Raw genomic sequence first — 13,282 nt, 5'->3', positions numbered from 1 at the left:
GTATGTCAGATAGCGTTATTTCAAGTAGGAACGGACCAGGCGCATCAAGAGGTCGATCTCCGCTTCGGGTTCGATCGTGGCGTCCTGGCGTCCGCCCTGGGCGGATTGGAGGAAGGTTTCACGCAGATGGCTTTCCAGCACCTCGGCCATCAGGCCGGTGGCGGCGCCGCGCAAGGCGGCCAGCTGCTGCAGCAGCGCGCCGCATTCCGTGCCTTCGTTCACGGCCCGCTCCAGCGCCAGCGCCTGGCCCTGGATGCGTCGCAAGCGGGTGACGACGCGTTTCTTTTCTTCCGGGGAGTGCGGCACGGCAGGCTCCGATAAATACAGGGGGGGAGTATAGGGAATCTGGCGACTCCCGTCTACCAACATACTCCGGCGCGGCGGTCCATGCCTAGGGCCGCCAGCGGCTGCGGCTCGCGCGCCGCCGCGGCGCAAGCAATCTGTACCTGTCTATACTAGGCGCTGTCCGCTACCGGCCGCCCCGCGCCGCACTACAGGATTTTCCGTGGCCTCGAACCCTCCCAAATTGCCCATCCAAGCCAATGCTCCCCCTGCTCCGCTCTATGCGCAGGTCAAGCAGATGATCGCGCAGCAGATCCGCAGCGGCGCATGGCCGGAACACTACCGGGTACCCTCGGAAAGCGAACTGGTGGATGAGTTGGGGTTCAGCCGCATGACCATCAACCGCGCCCTGCGCGAGTTGACGGCCGAGGGGCTGCTGGTGCGCATGCAGGGCGTGGGCACCTTCGTGGCCCAGCCCAAGGCGCGCTCGGCGCTGTTCGCCGTCAACAACATTGCCGACGAGATCGCGGCGCGCAAGCATCGCCACCACAGCCGCGTGGTCCGGCTGGCCGAGGAGCCCGCGGGCGCGGAACAGGCGCTGGCGCTGGACATCCGCGCCGGGCAGCCGGTGTATCACTCGATCATCGTCCACTATGAAGACGACGTGCCGATCCAGCTGGAGGATCGCTATGTGAATGTGCGGTTGGCGCCGGACTATCTCAAGCAGGACTTCACGCAAAGCACCCCATACGAATACCTGACACGCGTGGCGCCGCTGAGCGAAGGCGAACATGTGGTCGAGGCCATCCTGGCCAAGCCGCGCGAATGCCAGCTGCTGCAGATCGAGCGCGATGAGCCCTGTCTGCTGATCAGCCGCCGCACCTGGTCCGGCGACCATGCCGTTACCCTGGCCCGTTTGATCCACCCTGGTTCCCGGCATCGCCTGGAAGGCAAGTTCACCTCATGACGCAACCTGAAGTCCATCTTTACCGCGCCGCCGACTATCCGCGCATGCCCTGGCGCAACGGCGGCGGCACCACGCAGGAAGTCGCCTGCAACCCGGGCGGCAGCGCCGCTGCGTTCGATTGGCGCCTGTCCATCGCCGATGTGGCCCAGGACGGCGGCTTTTCGGCGTTTACTGGCTATCAGCGCATCATCACCGTGCTGGAGGGGCGGGGCATACAGCTGACCGTGGACGGAAGCGGACAGGCGCCGCTGGTGCCGCGCCAGCCCTATGCCTTCGCGGGCGATGCGCAGGTGCAGTGCCGTTTGCTGGACGGACCCATACGCGACTTCAACCTGATCTACGCGCCGGCGCGCTGGCATGCCCGGCTGCAATGGGTGGCGGGCGCGGGACCGTGGACCTTTCACAGCGCCGCGCGCCACGTGCTGGTGCTGAACGCCGGCGGCTCTCTGTCCATTGGCGTCAATGGCACGGCGCACGCGCTGCCCTCGCGCTACGACTGCCTGCATGCCGAGCCGGCGGACGGTTTGGTGGAGTACCGCCTGGAAGGCGAAGCTGCGCTGGATGCCTGCGTGATCGAACTATTGCCGCGCGCCGCCTGATCCCTCCGAGGCCGCCGCGGGTGGCCTTTTTTTTCGACCCTCAAAAAATCAGGACGCTTGTCGTTCCGGCGCCCCTTATTCGGGAAATCCCTAGTCCGGTATTGGTCTTATAAACTTGTATATACAAGCATAGGCATCCTATGATGGCGGTAACCGAAGCGTGCGCATCAGGCGCGCAGCCGAACCGATCAAGGAGAGCCTCTTGGAAAATTCGAACCGATACCGCGATGTCGTCATCCGCGCACCGCGCGGCAAGCAACTGAACGCCAAGAGCTGGCTGACCGAAGCCCCCTTGCGCATGCTGATGAACAATCTGGACCCCGACGTGGCCGAGAACCCCAAGGAACTGGTGGTCTATGGCGGCATCGGCCGCGCCGCCCGCGACTGGGACTGCTACGACAAGATCGTCGAGTCGCTCAAGAACCTGAACGAGGACGAAACCCTGCTGGTGCAGTCGGGCAAGCCCGTTGGGGTCTTCAAGACCCACGCCAATGCGCCGCGCGTGCTGATCGCCAATTCCAATCTGGTGCCCCATTGGGCCACCTGGGAACACTTCAACGAACTGGACGCCAAAGGCCTGGCCATGTACGGGCAGATGACCGCGGGCAGCTGGATCTACATTGGCAGCCAGGGCATCGTGCAGGGCACCTACGAGACCTTTGTCGAGGCGGGCCGCCAGCACTACGACGGCAACCTCAAAGGCCGTTGGGTGCTGACCGCGGGCCTGGGCGGCATGGGCGGCGCGCAACCGTTGGCGGCCACGCTGGCCGGCGCCTGCTCGCTGAACATCGAATGCCAGCAGGCCAGCATCGACTTCCGCCTGCGCACCCGCTACGTGGACGAGCAGGCCCGCGACCTGGACGACGCGCTGGCGCGCATCGCCAAGTACACGCAGGAAGGCCGCGCCGTCTCCATCGCCCTGTGCGGCAACGCCGCCGAGGTACTCCCTGAACTGGTGCGCCGCGGCGTGCGCCCCGATATGGTCACGGACCAGACCAGCGCGCACGATCCGCTGAACGGCTATCTGCCGGTGGGCTGGACCTGGCAGGACTACCGCGCCCGCGCCAAGCGCGAACCGGCCGCTGTCATCAAGGCCGCCAAGCAATCGATGGCCGTGCACGTGCAGGCCATGCTGGCGTTCCAGCGCCAGGGCATCCCCACCTTCGACTACGGCAACAACATCCGCCAGATGGCCAAGGAAGAAGGCGTGTCGGACGCGTTCGATTTCCCGGGCTTTGTGCCCGCTTACATCCGGCCGCTGTTCTGCCGCGGCGTAGGCCCGTTCCGCTGGGCCGCGCTGTCGGGCGATCCGCAGGACATCTACAAGACCGACGCCAAGGTCAAGGAGCTGATCCCCGACGACGCCCACCTGCACCGCTGGCTGGACATGGCGCGTGAGCGCATCAGCTTCCAGGGCTTGCCGGCGCGCATCTGCTGGGTGGGCCTGGGCCAGCGCGCCAAGCTGGGCCTGGCGTTCAATGAAATGGTGCGCTCGGGCGAGCTGTCGGCGCCCATCGTCATCGGCCGCGATCACCTGGATTCCGGCTCCGTCGCCAGCCCCAACCGGGAAACCGAATCCATGCGCGACGGCTCGGACGCCGTGTCCGACTGGCCCCTGCTGAATGCGCTGCTGAACACCGCCAGCGGCGCCACCTGGGTGTCGCTGCACCATGGCGGCGGCGTGGGCATGGGCTTCTCGCAGCATGCCGGCATGGTCATCGTGTGCGACGGCACGGACGAGGCCGCTGCGCGCATTGGCCGCGTGTTGACCAACGATCCGGGCACGGGCGTCATGCGCCATGCCGACGCCGGCTACGAAGAGGCCATCGAGTGCGCCAAGGAGCAGGGCCTGAACCTGCCCATGCTTGCGGGCAAGCGCTGATACGAAGCCGCCCATACCAGCGGGTTGCTGTTGCGCCCGCGACCGTAGACTAGCCATGACCGAGACAACACGATGACTCAGGACAGCCAGGCAGCAAGAGGGCCGCTCATCGAGCGGCGCTCGATAGATTTCATTCCCGAAGACGAGCGCCACGGCAAGCTCTACAGCCAGTTCACGCTATGGATGGGCGCCAATCTGCAGATCACTGCCATCATCACCGGGGCGCTGGCCGTGGTGCTGGGCGGAGACGTATTCTGGTCGCTGATCGGGCTGTTCGTCGGGCAGGTGCTCGGTGGCGGCGTCATGGCGCTGCACGCGGCCCAGGGACCCAAGCTGGGATTGCCACAGATGATCTCCAGCCGGGTGCAGTTCGGCGTCTATGGCGCGGCCATACCCATCGTGCTGGTGTGCCTGATGTATCTGGGATTCACGGCCACGGGTACGGTGCTGTCGGGGCAGGCCCTGGGCCAGTTATTCGGCGTGAGCGATACCGTCGGCATCCTGATCTTCGCGGCGGTGATCGTGGCGGCGACGTTGTTTGGCTACCAGGTGATCCACATCATCGGGCGCATCGCGACCGTGCTGGGCATCATCGCCTTCTTTTACCTTTTCAGCCGGGTGATCGCGCTGGGCGATGTGGGTCAGCTGTTGCAGATCCGCCATTTCACCTGGAGCTCCTTCCTGCTGGCGGTGTCCCTGGCGGCCTCGTGGCAGATCGCCTACGGCCCCTATGTTGCGGATTACTCGCGCTACCTGCCGAGCCGGACCTCTTCCTTCAAGACCTTCCTGGCGGTGGGTCTGGGTTCCGTGCTGGGCGCGCAGATCGCCATGGTGCTGGGTGTGCTGGCCGCGGCCATGGCGGCCGGCCAGTTCGCCGGGCGCGAGGTTGCCTACATCGTGGGACTGGGCGGCACGGGAACCATGGCGGCGTTGCTGTACTTCACCATCGCCTTCGGCAAGGTCACGATTTCCACGTTGAACTCGTATGGCAGCTTCATGTGCATCGCGACCATCGCCAGCGGCTTTCGCGGGCATGTGGAGATTTCCCGCCGGCAGCGCGCGCTGCTGGTGCTGGTCATCGTCGCCGCGGCCACGGCCGTGGCGTTGATCGGGCAGCATTCCTTCCTGAACGCGTTCAAGTCCTTCATCCTCTTTCTGCTGGCGTTCTTCGTGCCATGGAGCGCGGTCAACCTGGTGGACTATTACTTCGTCAGCCGCGGGCAATACGACGTAGCGGCACTGTCGGATCCTGACGGCCGCTATGGCCGCTGGAACTGGCCGGGCATCCTGGTCTACGTGTTCGGGGTGTTGGTGCAGATGCCCTTCATTTCCACCAAGCTCTACACTGGTCCGATGGTCGAGCGCCTGGGCGGGGTGGATATCTCGTGGATCATCGGACTGGTCGTACCCAGCATCCTGTATTACCTGTTCGCGCGCCGGGAAGCCCCGCCACAACATCGCGGCGCCGCCCGCGCGCCGATATCGACCCCCACGCCATGACGCCGGAACGTGCCTAGGAGACCCACAATGGAATTGCATCTGAAACCCGGCCTCATGACGCTGGCCGACTTGCGGCGCGTCTATCAACAGCCGGCGCACGTGACGCTGGACCCGGCAGCGGCCGGGCCTATCGAGGCCAGCGTGGCCTGCGTCGAGCGCATCATCGCCGAAGGCCGCACGGCCTACGGCATCAACACCGGCTTCGGCCTGCTGGCCACCACCCGGATCGCCCGCGAGGACCTGGAGTCCTTGCAGAGTTCGTTGGTGCTGTCGCACGCGGCCGGGGTCGGCGAGGCGCTGGACGACGCGATGGTGCGGCTGATCATGGTGCTGAAGATCAACAGCCTGGCGCGAGGCTATTCGGGCATCCGCCGCAAGGTCATCGACGCGCTGATAGCGCTGGTCAATGCCGAGGTCTATCCGCATATTCCGTTGAAGGGATCGGTGGGCGCGTCGGGTGACCTCGCGCCGCTGGCCCATATGTCGCTGCTGTTGCTGGGCGAGAGCAAGGCGCGCCATCGCGGCGCCTGGCTGCCCGCGCGCGAAGCGCTGGCCCAGGCGGGGCTGGAGCCCCTGACGCTGGCGGCCAAGGAAGGCCTGGCGCTGCTCAACGGCACCCAGGTTTCGACGGCCTATGCGCTGCGCGGCCTGTTCGAGGCCGAGGACCTGTTGGCGGCTGCGCTGGTTTGCGGCAGCCTCAGCGTGGAGGCCATGCTGGCCTCGCGCGCGCCGTTCGACGCCCGCATCCACGCCGCGCGCGGTCAGCCAGGCCAGATCGACGTGGCCGCCGTGTACCGCGACTTGTTGACCGAGGACAGCGAGGTCGGCCATTCGCACGTGAACTGCGACAAGGTGCAGGATCCCTATTCGCTGCGTTGCCAGCCGCAGGTGATGGGAGCCTGCCTGACGCAGATACGCCATGTGGCGCAGGTGCTGGCGATCGAGTCCAATGCGGTCTCCGACAATCCGCTGGTGTTCGCGGAGCAGGGAGACGTGGTTTCGGGGGGCAACTTCCATGCCGAACCGGTGGCGCTGGTGGCCGATAATCTGGCGCTGGCGCTGGCCGAGATTGGCGCGCTGTCGGAACGCCGCATCTCGTTGATGATGGACAAACACATGTCGCAACTGCCGCCGTTCCTGGTGAGCAACGGCGGCGTCAACTCGGGCTTCATGATCGCCCAGGTGACTGCGGCGGCGCTGGCCAGCGACAATAAGGCGCTGGCGCACCCCGCCAGCGTGGACAGTCTGCCCACCTCGGCCAACCAGGAAGACCATGTGTCCATGGCGCCCAATGCCGGCAAGCGGCTCTGGCCCATGGCCGAGAACGTGCGCGACATCCTGGCGATCGAGTGGCTCGGCGCCTGCCAGGGCCTGGATTTCCGCCAGGGCCTGAAGACCGCGCCCAAGCTGGAGCGCGCCCGCAGCCTGTTGCGCGAGAAAGTGGCGCACTACGAGCGGGACCGGTTCTTCGCGCCCGACATCGAGGCGGCCAGCCAGCTTATCGCAGCGCGCGGGCTGACGGCGCTGGTGCCGGCGGGCCTGCTGCCCAGTCTTTGAAGCCGGCGCGCAACAGGAGTAAATGCATGAGACAGGTCTGGCGCAATTGCCACGCGGCCACCATGGCCCAGGGCCAGTATTCCGTGATCGAACGGGCCGCGGTGGTGACGCGGGATGACCGCATCGAGTGGATCGGCCCCGAGGCGCAATTGCCATCGGCCGACGCGGCGCGCGAGCACGACCTGGGCGGTGCCTGGCTTACGCCCGGCCTGATCGACTGCCACACCCATCTGGTGTTCGGCGGCAACCGCAGCCAGGAGTTCGAGCAGCGCCTGCAAGGCGTGGACTACTCGACCATTGCCGCGCAAGGCGGCGGCATCGCCAGCACCGTGCGCGCCACCCGCGCCGCCAGCGAGGACGAGCTCTACGCCAGCGCGCGCCTGCGGGCCTTGCACCTGATGCGCGACGGCGTGACCACGCTGGAGGTGAAGTCCGGCTACGGACTGGACTTGCCCAACGAGCGCAAGATGCTCAGGGTGGCGAGGCGCCTGGGCCAGATGCTGCCGCTGACCGTCAGCGCGACCTGTCTGGCCGCGCACGCGCTGCCGCCGGAATACGCTGGGCGCGCGGACGACTACATCGACGAAGTCGCGCGCCGCATGCTGCCGGTATTGGCGGCCGAGGGCCTGATCGATGCGGTGGATGCGTTCTGCGAGCATCTGGCATTCACGCCGGACCAGGTCGAGCGGGTGTTCCAGGCCGCGCGCGAACTGGGCCTGCCCGTGAAGTTGCACGCCGAACAGTTGTCGCCGCTGCACGGCGCGACCCTGGCCGCACGCTATGGCGCCTGGTCGGCGGACCATCTCGAACACTTGACCGAAAGCGATGTGCTGGCGATGGCGGGGGCCGGGACGGTGGCGGTGCTGCTGCCCGGCGCGTTCTACGCCCTGCGCGAGACCAAGCTTCCTCCCATTGAGCTGTTGCGCCGCCATGGCGTGCCCATCGCCATCTCCAGCGACCTGAATCCCGGCACGTCGCCCGTGCTGTCGCTTCGGCTGATGTTGAGCATGGCCTGCACGCTGTTCCGGTTGACGCCCGAAGAGGCGCTGGCCGGGGCGACCACGCACGCGGCGAAGGCGCTGGGCCTGCAGGCCACGCATGGCACGCTGGAAGCGGGCAAGTACGCGGACTTCGTCGCCTGGGAAGTGCAGCACCCATCCGAGCTGGCCTACTGGATAGGCGGCGACCTGCCCAAGCGGGTGGTCCGGCACGGTGCGCTGGTCGACGCCGCAACGCTGGCCTGACCCAGGCAGATCCGGACAGGATCGCGCCCGCAACGGACGGCTTGAGCCGGTCCGCGTTCGCAACCGCGACAGGCGGTCTACCATGCGTGCATGACGCGCCCATCCCGGGGCGCGCGATCGGATTGGGTGTGGCTATGCGGATATGCATGATGGAAGGGCCTGTCGATCTGGAGCCCAAGGGCGCAACTTGGGAAGGCATGGCCGAACGCATCGGCGAGTTGGCTCCGGACTTGTTGGTCACCAATGAAATGCCCTTTGGTCCCTGGCTGGCGGCGGACCCGGCGTACGACGCCGCTCGCGCGGCGGATTCGGTGCGCATCCATGAGGCCGGCCTGGACGCGCTGGCGGCGCTGAAGGTGCCGGCCATCGTGTCGTCGCGGCCCGTGCATGCGGGTGCGCGGCTGGCCAACGAGGCGTTCGCCTTGCAGGACGGCCGCTACACGCGCTTGCATCACAAACAGTACTTCCCGGAGGAACCGGGCTACTTCGAAGCGACCTGGTTCCATTCCGCCTTCGACGGGTTCGAGGTGTTCGAGGTGGGCGGCATACGCCTGGGGGTGCAGCTGTGCACCGAACTGATGTTCAACGAGCGCGCACGCGCCTATGGGCGTGCGGGCGCGGAGTTGATCGTGGCGCCGCGCGCCAGCAGCGCGTCAACGCGCCGTTGGCTGACGGCGGGCGCCATGGCGGCGCTGGTGTCGGGCTGCTATGTGGTCAGTTCGAACCGCGCGGGGCGCACGGCGTCGGGACAGGTGTTCGGTGGAACGGCGTTCGCCTTCCAGCCCGATGGCGAACCCTTGGCGCAATCCAGCGATACCGAATCCATCGTGGCGATCGAGGTGAATCCGGCCCGCTCGCGCGCGCAGCAGTCGCTATATCCGTGCTACGTCCGGGAGTAGCGCGGCGCTAGCGCGTCGAGCCGGCCTGCGCCGGCTCGGTCGCGTCAAAGCGCAGCCGAGAAAAGCTGGCGACGCAGGCCAGCGCGGCGCAGCCGCAACCCAGCCACAGCGCGGCGATGGCGCCGTGGGTGCTGGAAACATTGAAACAGGCGGCCACCAGGGCCGCGCCCGAGGACTGTCCCAAGAGCCGCACCGTTCCTATCATGCCGCTGGCGCCGCCGGCTCGCGAGGCCGGCGCTGACATCATGATGGCGCGCAGGTTGGGCGATTGGAAGAAGCCGAATCCGGCACCGCAGATGGCCATGCGCCAGCAGATGTCCCAGACCGAGGGCGCGGTGGGCATCAGCGCCAGCAGGGCGAGGCCCAGCGCCAGCAGCGCCAGACCCACGCCACCCAGGGTGCCGGCCGCATAGCGGTCGGACAGCCGCCCGGCGATGGGCGCCATGATCGCCACCACCACCGCCCAGGGCGTGATGAGAAAGCCGGTCTGCACCTGGCTGTAGCCCAGCATGGTCTGAAGCATGAACGGCAGCGACACGAAAGCCAGCGCCTGGGCTGCGAAGGCGCAGACGGCGGTGGCGGCGGACAAGGCGAACAAGGGCCGGCGCAGCAGGTCCACCGCCAGGATGGGCGCGGGATGGCCCGCCTGCCGGCGCATCAGCAGCCACAGGCTGGCCGCGGCGACGCCCCATTCCAGCGCTACGCGCGGCAGGGGGGCGGCGTGCGCCAGTTCGTTCGCGCCCAGTACGAACAAGCCCAGCGTCAGGGCGCATAGCGCCGCTGCCAGCCCGTCGAAGCGATGCGGCGCGCGCACGGTTTCGGGCAGCTTGCGCAGGCCCAGCGCGAACGCCAGCAGGCCGATGGGCACGTTGATCAGGAACAGCCAGTGCCAGGATCCCAGCAGCAGGATGGTCGAGGCTACGGTGGGCCCTGCCGCGAAGGCGATGCCCACCACCATGGCGTTCAGGCCCAGGCCGCGGCCCAGCAGGCGCGAGGGGTAGATGAAGCGCAGCAGGGCGCCGTTGACGCTCATGACGCCGGCCGCGCCCAGGCCTTGCAGCACCCGCGCCGTCACCAGCGTGGGCAGCGACGGCGCCAAGCCGCTGGCCAGCGAGGACAGGATGAAGATGGCCAGCCCCACGATGTAGACGCGCCGGTGGCCCAGGATCTCGCCCAGCGCGGCGGCCGGCAGCAGGCCCGCCACCATGGCCAGTTGATAGCCGCTGACGATCCAGATTGAGCCCGCGTCGCTGGCCTGCAGGTCGCGCGCAATCGTGGGCAGCGCCGTGTTGGCGATGGCGGTGTCCAGGCTGGCCATGCATAGCGCCAGCATGACGGCGAGGAGCGCGCCCGGGCGTTCGGAAGCCGGCAGGCCGACGCCGGCCGGGTAGACGGTATGACGGGAAAACGAGAGCATGTGCAGGACCACTGGGGGCTAGGCGTCCGGGCAGAGGGCCGGCGCGCCGCGATCACTGATTCTAGAACGTGTTAAGAAACGCGGCTGGCGGGCCTCCGGAGCAACCGGCTTTCCTTGCGGGATTTTTCTCCTTATCCTGCCGCCTTGCGCGGAGCCGGTCCGCGCCCGCAAGGAGTCATCGAACATGCAATTTGCCGTATCCCGGCGCCGCCGCAGGCTCCTGCCGGCGTTCGCGCTGGGCGCCCTGGGCGTCGCATTGGCAGGGCGTTTGCGCGCCACGCCCTTGACGCGCATCCTGGTCGGCTTCCCGCCCGGCGGCGGGGTGGATGTGATCGCCCGTCTGCTGGCGCGGCAGCTGGAGGCCGGCCTGGGCGAAGTCGTGCTGGTCGAGAACCGGCCCGGCGCGGGCGGCATGCTGGCGGCGCAGGAGCTGTTGGCCGCGCGGCCGGATGGACACACCCTGCTGTTCACCAATGACCACGCGCTGGCCATCGTGCCGCATATTGCGAAGCAGGCCGGTTATGCCTCGCCGGGCGACTTCGCCGCCGTGGCGCAGATGACGGACCAAGCCGCCATGGCGCTGGCGGTCAGGGCGGATTCGCCTCTGCGCAGCCTGAACGACCTGCGCGCGCACCAGGATGCGCTGTTCGTGGGGGTGCCGGCGCCCGGCAGTGTGCCGGAGCTTGCCCTGGAATTGCTGGATGCTCATCTGGGCGTGGTGGCGACTGCGATCCCATACCGGGGCGGCGCGCCGCTGGTGACTGATCTGCAGGGAGGTTATCTGGCGCTGGGCCTGACCTCCCTGGCCGAATTGCTGGACCCTGTGCGTGCAGGGCGGCTGCGTCTCCTGGCGATCTCGGGTTCCGCCCGGCATCCGGATGTGGCTGACGTTGCCACCTTCGCCGAACAAGGCGTGGCCGGGCTGGAGCGCGGCGGCGTGGCCGGCCTGTTCGCGCCGCGCGGCGTGGCGCCGGCCCGCGTCGGGCAATTGCAGCAGCAGGTGGCGCAGGCGCTCGAATCCGAAGAGGTTGTCGCGCAACTGCGCTTGCAGGGCTCGCGGGTGAGGTTTGGCGATGCGGCCACCCTGGCGCGTAACATGGACGCCGTCCATCAGGCTTGGGCGGAACGCGCCCAGGCCTGGCGGGCGCGGCCGGCTACAGGGACTCCGGGTCGCGTCGCAGCGAAAAGCCCTGCGCCTCGTTCATCGCCAGATAGCTGACGTTACGCGACACCACCGGCGGCTTGTCGCCGGCATGCAGCGCGCGCACCTTGTCCAGCACCATCTTGTCCTCCAGCGTCATGCGGTCGATCATGCGCAGGTATTGCATCCAGCTTTCCACCAGGAACACTTCGCGCCAGACGCCCTCGCGCTCCAGGTCGCGGAACAGCTGCCACTGCTGCGCGCCGTTGCGCAGCCGCATGAGCCGCAGCGGATGCGCCGCGCCGATCAGCGCGGACAGCTTGTCCTTCTCGATCAGGTACTCGACCGCAACCAGCACCGCACCGTGCTGCGTATTGAAGCCGGCCGCGGCCATGGTCGGCTCGGTGCTGTCGGCGCGCGCCAGCGACGAGGTGTCCAGGTGTTCGGGCAGGCGCGAGCGATACATGAGCGCGACGGTGATGCCCAGCATGATGCCGGCGGTGGCCAGAGCGCCGGAAACGCCCATGGTGCCGGCGAAGTGGCCCCACATGAAGGACCCGGCCGCCAGGCCGCCGAAGATGGCCGTCTGGTACAGCGCCAGCGCGCGCGCCTTGACCCAGTCCGGCACCAGCATCTGGACGGTGGTGTTGTAGGTGGCCAGCACCCCGATCCAGCAGCTGCCCGACAGCAGCAGCGCCGGAAAGGCCACCCACAAGGTGCCGGTCAGGCCCAGCGCCAGCAGGCAGGCGGCCAGCAGCGCGGCGGCCACGCTGACCAGGCCGCCCGCGCCCCAGGCGGCCTGCACCCGCCGCACGAAGGCGCTGCCGAGGATGGCGCCCAGTCCCAGCGCGCCCAGCATGTAGCCGTACAGCAGGGCGCTGCCGCCTTCATGTTCATGGGCCAGCAGCGGCAGCAATGCCCACAACGCGCTGGCGGACAGCCCGAAAGCGAAGGACCGCAGCATTACGACGCGGGTCACGGTGGAATGCTGGGTGTAGCGCAGCGCCGCCACCACGCCTTCCAGGATGCCCTCGGGCGGCAGGCGGCGCAACGGCAGGTCGCGCCTCCAGCGCCAGATGGCCCAGATCAGGCCGCCATAGCAGAAGCAGTTCAGCAGGAACACCCAGGGCGCGCCCATGGCGCCCAGCAGCAGGCCGCCGATGGCCGGCCCGACCGCGCGCGCCACGTTGAAGTTGACGCTGTTCAGCAGCACCGCGCTGCCGACGTGGGCGCGCGGCACCTGCTCGCCGACGGCGGCCTGCCAGGCCGGCGTGACGATGGCGCTGCCGATGGCAATACAGAAGACGGACGCGATCAGCGTGATGGGATGCAGCAGCCCGGCGAAGGCCAGGATGGTGATGAAGACGCCACCCGCCAGTTCCAGCAGCATGCCGGTCAGCATGACCTTGCGGCGGTCGTAGTTGTCGGCCAGCACTCCGGTCAGGATGGACAGCGCCACCAGCGGGAAGGCGGCGGCTACCTGGATCATGGCGACCATCAGCGGGCTGCTCTGCTCGGTGGTGATGATCCACGCGGCGGCGACGGATTGCGCCCAGGTGCCCAGGTTGGCGAACAGGTTGGCGATCCAGATGATGCGGAAAGCCGGAAATGCGAAGGGGGATAGCGTGCTCACCTGCAGCACGGGGGCGGGAGCGGCCGGCGCGTCCGCGGGCAGATCGGTGTTGGCCGAAACGGGTTGCAGCATGGAGTTCTTCCGGCGCGCCGGGTGGGCGCTCCTGTCGGGCGTGGTCTGGGTCGGGTAATGGTACGCCTAAGCCGGTGATCGATGGGAGC

General features: G+C 67.9%; 11 protein-coding genes. 8 read left to right on the top strand and 3 right to left on the bottom strand.

The genetic code is table 11. The features are described 5' to 3' along the window. Nucleotides 1-15 precede the first annotated feature (15 nt). Nucleotides 16-306 (bottom strand): metal-sensing transcriptional repressor, encoded by a 291-nt coding sequence (locus IPU70_RS17985; RefSeq protein ID WP_041652083.1) that lies wholly within the window; start codon nt 304-306, stop codon nt 16-18. A gap of 199 nt (nt 307-505) precedes the next feature. Here IPU70_RS17985 and hutC point away from each other — a divergent pair, with 199 nt between their 5' ends. The 7 genes from hutC (at nt 506) to IPU70_RS17950 (ending at nt 8,930) form a co-directional block, all read left to right on the top strand. After that, nucleotides 506-1,249: a histidine utilization repressor gene (gene hutC, locus IPU70_RS17980; RefSeq protein ID WP_013391041.1), complete on the top strand. Its 744-nt coding sequence runs from the start codon at nt 506-508 to the stop codon at nt 1,247-1,249. Beyond that, a complete protein-coding gene (locus IPU70_RS17975) occupies nt 1,246-1,848 on the top strand; it encodes a HutD family protein (RefSeq protein ID WP_207469109.1) in 603 nt (200 codons plus the stop codon). The genes hutC and IPU70_RS17975 overlap by 4 nt, the downstream gene beginning before the upstream one ends. 202 nt (nt 1,849-2,050) lie before the next feature. Further along, nucleotides 2,051-3,730: a urocanate hydratase gene (hutU, locus tag IPU70_RS17970; RefSeq protein WP_207469107.1), complete on the top strand. Its 1,680-nt coding sequence runs from the start codon at nt 2,051-2,053 to the stop codon at nt 3,728-3,730. Between the two features lie 72 nt (nt 3,731-3,802). Beyond that, nucleotides 3,803-5,230 carry a cytosine permease gene (locus IPU70_RS17965; RefSeq protein ID WP_207469105.1) on the top strand — a complete coding sequence of 476 codons (1,428 nt, stop codon included), beginning with the start codon at nt 3,803-3,805 and terminating at the stop codon, nt 5,228-5,230. A gap of 27 nt (nt 5,231-5,257) precedes the next feature. Continuing rightward, the gene (gene hutH, locus IPU70_RS17960) at nt 5,258-6,787 is read left to right on the top strand and encodes a histidine ammonia-lyase (protein ID WP_207469103.1); all 1,530 of its coding nucleotides are present in this window, start codon (nt 5,258-5,260) and stop codon (nt 6,785-6,787) included. 26 nt (nt 6,788-6,813) lie between these two features. Continuing rightward, nucleotides 6,814-8,031, top strand: coding sequence for an imidazolonepropionase (hutI, locus tag IPU70_RS17955; RefSeq protein ID WP_207469102.1), 1,218 nt, complete (start codon nt 6,814-6,816; stop codon nt 8,029-8,031). Nucleotides 8,032-8,177: 146 nt separating this feature from the next. Then, on the top strand, nt 8,178-8,930 hold the full coding sequence (locus IPU70_RS17950) for a carbon-nitrogen hydrolase family protein (RefSeq protein WP_242702564.1): 753 nt from the start codon (nt 8,178-8,180) through the stop codon (nt 8,928-8,930). A gap of 7 nt (nt 8,931-8,937) precedes the next feature. Here the strand turns inward: IPU70_RS17950 and IPU70_RS17945 are convergent, their stop codons facing one another. Continuing rightward, nucleotides 8,938-10,347 carry an MFS transporter gene (locus IPU70_RS17945; protein ID WP_013391048.1) on the bottom strand — a complete coding sequence of 470 codons (1,410 nt, stop codon included), beginning with the start codon at nt 10,345-10,347 and terminating at the stop codon, nt 8,938-8,940. 184 nt (nt 10,348-10,531) lie between these two features. On the opposite strand from IPU70_RS17945, the gene IPU70_RS17940 reads away from it, so the two are divergent. Continuing rightward, nucleotides 10,532-11,566, top strand: a complete 1,035-nt coding sequence (locus IPU70_RS17940) for a tripartite tricarboxylate transporter substrate-binding protein (protein WP_207469101.1) — start codon at nt 10,532-10,534, stop codon at nt 11,564-11,566. On the opposite strand, the gene IPU70_RS17935 is transcribed toward IPU70_RS17940, so the two are convergent. Then, nucleotides 11,502-13,193, bottom strand: coding sequence for an MFS transporter (locus IPU70_RS17935; RefSeq protein ID WP_207469100.1), 1,692 nt, complete (start codon nt 13,191-13,193; stop codon nt 11,502-11,504). The genes IPU70_RS17940 and IPU70_RS17935 overlap by 65 nt on opposite strands. Between the last annotated feature and the right edge of the window lie 89 nt (nt 13,194-13,282).

This window comes from Achromobacter sp. SD115 (genome assembly GCF_017355315.1).
GTDB classification, from domain to species: Bacteria; Pseudomonadota; Gammaproteobacteria; order Burkholderiales; family Burkholderiaceae_B; genus Achromobacter; species Achromobacter xylosoxidans_B.
The sequence above is the reverse complement of the archived record's forward strand: the minus strand, read 5'-3'. Positions and strand labels throughout refer to the sequence as shown.